Origin of the sequence: Pantoea sp. ME81 (assembly GCF_903970985.1) — a bacterium.
Taxonomy (GTDB): domain Bacteria; phylum Pseudomonadota; class Gammaproteobacteria; order Enterobacterales; family Enterobacteriaceae; genus Pantoea; species Pantoea communis.
In genome coordinates this window covers 1-4,523 of the sequence record NZ_CAJCKS010000272.1, presented here as the reverse complement: position 1 = coordinate 4,523, position 4,523 = coordinate 1, and the positions used below count along the sequence as shown (strand labels likewise).

At 55.2% G+C, this 4,523-nt stretch carries 5 protein-coding genes; 1 reads left to right on the top strand and 4 read right to left on the bottom strand.

The window, feature by feature from the left end:
* The 3 genes from H7A81_RS25975 to H7A81_RS25965 form a co-directional block, all read right to left on the bottom strand.
* Positions 1-761: SulP family inorganic anion transporter (locus H7A81_RS25975; RefSeq protein WP_182059192.1), on the bottom strand; the 761-nt coding region annotated here is incomplete at its 3' end.
* Complete coding sequence (locus H7A81_RS25970) at positions 758-1,396, bottom strand: carbonic anhydrase (protein WP_182059193.1); 639 nt, start codon at positions 1,394-1,396, stop codon at positions 758-760. The genes H7A81_RS25970 and H7A81_RS25975, both read right to left, overlap by 4 nt.
* Before the next feature lie 580 nt (positions 1,397-1,976).
* The gene (locus tag H7A81_RS25965) at positions 1,977-2,786 is read right to left on the bottom strand and encodes a 5'-nucleotidase, lipoprotein e(P4) family (protein WP_182059191.1); all 810 of its coding nucleotides are present in this window, start codon (positions 2,784-2,786) and stop codon (positions 1,977-1,979) included.
* A 109-nt stretch (positions 2,787-2,895) separates the two neighbouring features.
* Here H7A81_RS25965 and H7A81_RS25960 point away from each other — a divergent pair, with 109 nt between their 5' ends.
* A complete protein-coding gene (locus tag H7A81_RS25960) occupies positions 2,896-3,606 on the top strand; it encodes a polyphenol oxidase family protein (protein ID WP_182059190.1) in 711 nt (236 codons plus the stop codon).
* Between the two features lie 31 nt (positions 3,607-3,637).
* Here the strand turns inward: H7A81_RS25960 and H7A81_RS25955 are convergent.
* Positions 3,638-4,523 (bottom strand): gluconate:H+ symporter (locus H7A81_RS25955; protein ID WP_182059189.1); only part of this gene is annotated, 886 nt, incomplete at its 5' end.

The window sequence follows — 4,523 nt, the reverse complement described above, 5'->3', positions numbered from 1 at the left end:
GCCACCAGCGCCAGCGTCACGGCAACCACCCAGACTGAAGGATTTTGCCAAGCCAGCCAGTCAGGGGTTTCCAGCTCCGCCGCCAGCGCTGACATACTATCAAAGGCCGGTAACGCAATGCGCGGTAGCTCTTCCGCCAGGCTCGGGAACAGGCGATCGCCAAACACCGTCGCCATGCAGCCGAACAACACGGCCACCAGTGGGCCCGGGATCCAGCCAAGCAGCTTGACCGATTTCACTATCGGCGTGGTCCACAGCCAGAGAATCAGCAGACCGATGCCCGCCACCAGCATCGCGCTTAGCGAAAACTGAAATTCGCCATTCACCAGCGATACCAGCTCAGCATCACCTGCGGCACCGAAGGCCACCGGGATCTGCTGCATAATCAGCAAAATACCGATCGCCGCCAGCATCCCTTTGATCACACTGCCCGGCACCAGCGAAATGAAGCGACCGGCTCGCAGCAAACCAAGCAGGCACTGCAACATGCCCGCCAGAATCAGCGCGGTGAGGAAAGCGGAGAAGCTGCCAAGCGTCTGGATCGAGGCCACCACAATAGTCACCAAACCTGCCGCCGGGCCGCTGACGGCAAAACGCGAGGGACTCAGTGAAGTGACCAGCAGGCCGCCGATCACCCCGGTGAGCAATCCGGCAAACGGCGGTAAACCGCTGGCCTGCGCGATGCCAAGGCACAGCGGCAGCGCCACCAAAAACACCACCAGACCGGCGGGAATATCCTGACGCAGCGTGTTCAGATTCATGGCACCGATTCCTCTGCAGATTGCTGAGTAAGCTCTTTCAAATGACCCGACTGCAGGTCATACACGCAGCCAAACACTTCCAGCGCCTGCCCGGCTTGCCAGGCCTGTCGCACTGGCTCACACGCCACTAACTGAGCAAACTGGGCGATGACGTTGGCTTCGACTAAGCGGTTGAGCTTACTGCTCTCCTCTTCCTCAGCACTGGCGTGATATTCCACCAGACCTTGTTGCAGGCTACTGCGCAACGCAGCGATGCGTCTTGCCAGCGCCGAATCCTCTTTTGCCAGCGGGCTGGCGGGCAACCCCAGCGCGGCCTGCACGCCGCCGCAGCCGTAGTGGCCACACAGGACAATGCGCTTCACTCCGAGGTAGAAAATCGCGTATTGCAGCACGCTCATCAGGTTATCGTCATCGGTCACCACCATATTGGCGATGTTGCGATGCACAAACAGTTCGCCGGGATGCGAGCCGGTCAGCACCTCGGCAGGCACGCGGCTGTCCGAACAACCAATCCACAGCGAATGGGGTTTCTGCTGATGCAGATATTGTTCGAAATAATCTGGATTACGCTCGCGGCGCTGTAATGCCCAACTGCGATTTTTCGCTAATAAGGGTTTAAGTGTCGTCACAATTATCTTCTCTCTACGTCCAGAAATATCGATTTCAGGCTAAGTCACAGGGTTTTAAACGCCGCTAAGACGATCGATGGAGTATGAAAGCAGAGCTTCCTCACATAAATTGTTTATAGCTGCTAATGCTTGTGGTTGCACAATCAATATTTCCGTACACAACAAAATCGAACTCCCTGTAAAATAAACGTCAGGAAGTGTCGATTAAAAGTAATTTAATGCAAGCCGAGAGAATTGATTAATAAACAACATTTGTTATGTGAATCATGTAATTAATCTGAATATTAAATTATGCATCTGGAATGAATCGACAAAAATATACACGCAGTCTTTTCATGCCTTTGCACTAGTATGGTGAATTGAATGATTTGAGTTGAGAAAAATCTTAATTATAAAATTTATGATTGGAGTCATTCACTGGGTAAATAGCAAAATGGCGATATTTTCCGCCAATCACTTACCTATAATTAAGCAAGAGATCAGGAAAATAATAAGGAGAATAATAATGACGATGAAAAGTAAATATCACTGGCCCTGAATTAAAATCACCGCGCCTGCCGCAACAGGCGCTAATTCGCTTGACGAATTATTTACCGTTCCACGCTTTCATACGCGCTTCACGTACCTGCAGCTGCTGTTCCGGCGTCAGTTTGTTGTAGTTCTCCGCCATGCCGCTTTCCCAGTCTCCGTACAGCGGGTTAGGCAGCACGATAAACTGCGTACCAAAATGCTGATGATTAAGGTTAACGAACTGCTGACGCTGTGCATTGCCCTGATGCCAGGTCGCGCCACCAAAGTCATTCAGGTTATCGCCCACGTACAACACCACGTTATATCCGGCGTTTTTAATCGCATCGAAGCGCGCCTGTTTATTGGAGTTCCCGGTGCTAAGACGCACGGTTTTATCGCTCACGCCGCTGAAGCCCAGCTCGTTAAGGTTGTCCACCGTGGCGGCGTAATCCTTCTGGTCGCGGTTCGAGACGTAGAACAGGGTGCCGCCGTGGCTGTTGACGTAGTTGGCGAACTCCACCGCGCCTGGCACGGCAGTGGCCTGACGCGCCTGAGTCCAGGCTGACCAGGTTTTGCCGGAGAACGGCTGGCCGTTTTTCGCCTGCCATGCGCTATAGGCACTGTTATCGATCATGGTTTCATCGAGATCGACGATCACCGCTTTCGGCTTGCCCGCCAGCGATGGCGCAGCATCAAACGCCATGCGCGCACTGTTAAACGCCTGCCAACTCAATGCCTGATACTCACCGGACTGCTGGAACCAGTTCACTGCCAATACCGATTGCTGGCCGAGCTGCTGCTGTGCCTGCTGTTTGGCCGGTTGCGCGCACCCGGTCAGCAGCAGCGCAAGAATGCCGGACGCCGCCAGCAAAGAGGTGTTTTTCATCAGATCATCCTTAAGTGATTATGGTCAGTTTGTGTAAAGCTTTAAAAATGTAGCAGTTAACGTAAGCTGTGGGCAGAAGAAAGCTGCCGCCCTGTCAAAGGAGACACTTATGTCACATGCCGGACCGCGTTCAACGCTGCTTGATGCCCTGTCGTGGCTTGATTATGCCTTCCAGCCTGCAGGCCAACCGGTGCCCGCGGATGCCGCCTATGGCCAGCAGCGCCATAGCGCCCAGGTGGTACTGGCAACCCAAAACCTGCCGCCGAAAAGCTGCGAGTCCGATGGCGTGATTGGGGAAAACCAGCTGCCGGTGGCGGTGTATACCGCTGACTGTTTGCCGGTACTGTTCGCTGATAGCGCGCAGCATCAGGTGGCGGCAGTGCACGCCGGATTGAAAGGCACGCTGAGTGGAGTGCTAAACAGTGCCATTGACGGATTGCTCAAACGTGGTGCCCGCACCGAAACGCTGCATGTCGCCATCGGCCCGGCGATTGGTCCGTGCTGTTATGAGCTGGGCAAAGATTTGGTGACGCAGATGCAAGAACGCGCAGATTTGCCTGCGCTGCAGTGGGCAAGCGAGCAACCGCACAATAGCGCAGCGATCCGTCCGCAGGCGCGGGCGCATCATCAGGGCGTGTGGTTTGATTTGCCGCATCTGGCGCGAGGGTTGCTGCTACAGCGTGGCATTCCTGCCGAGCAGATCGAGGTGTTAAACGTCTGTACTTATTGCATGGCGGAGTCGGGATCGAGCTATCGCTACAACACCCATTTTGACAGCGGCTATCAATCGCGATTTTCGTGGATTCGTCGTCGCGACTGAATGGCTGCACGTCCTTGTGCAGCCGATTGCATCAGTGAATGATGGCGTTGAGTGCCAGCACACCGGCCAGGCCGAGAATCGAGATCAGCGTCTCCATCACCGTCCAGGTTTTCAGGGTCTCCACCACGCTGAGGTTGAAGTAGCCCTTAAACAGCCAGAAGCCTGGATCGTTAACGTGTGAGGCGATCACACTGCCCGAACCTACCGCCAGCACCATCAATGCCGGATCGGCATGCGTCACCGCGATGATCGGCGTGACGATCCCAGCGGTGGTGATCGCCGCAACCGTGGCCGATCCCAGCGCGATACGCAGCATCGCTGCCACCGTCCAGCACATCAGCAGCGGAGACAGTGACGATCCTTTCATCATGTCCGCGATATAGTTGCCCACGCCGCTGTCCACCAGCACCTGCTTGAACGCACCACCACCGGCAATAATGAAGACGATCATGGCGATGGCGGCAATCGACTCACCGCACATATCCATCACTTCTTCCATCTTGCGGCCGTTGCGCAGACCCAGCGTCAGCACCGCAATCACCACGGCAATAAACAGCGCCACCGCCGGGTTACCGATGAACTCAAAGAACTGACGCAGCGGGTTCTCTTTGGGCGTGGTCAGCTCAAATACCGCCGCAATCGCCATCAGCACCACCGGGATGATGGCGGCAAAGATACTGATACCGAAACCTGGCATCTCTTCTTCGGTGAAAATTTTCGGGTTGTACAAGCCTTCTGGCGGTGACTTCTCAAAGCTCTTGAGGAATTTCGAGAAGATCGGACCGGCCACGATCACCGTCGGAATGGTGATGATCATGCCGTACAGCAGTGTGGTGCCAAGGTTCGCGCCAAAGATGGTGGCGATCGCGGTTGGGCCAGGATGCGGCGGCAGGAAGCAGTGCGTCACCGAGAGTGCA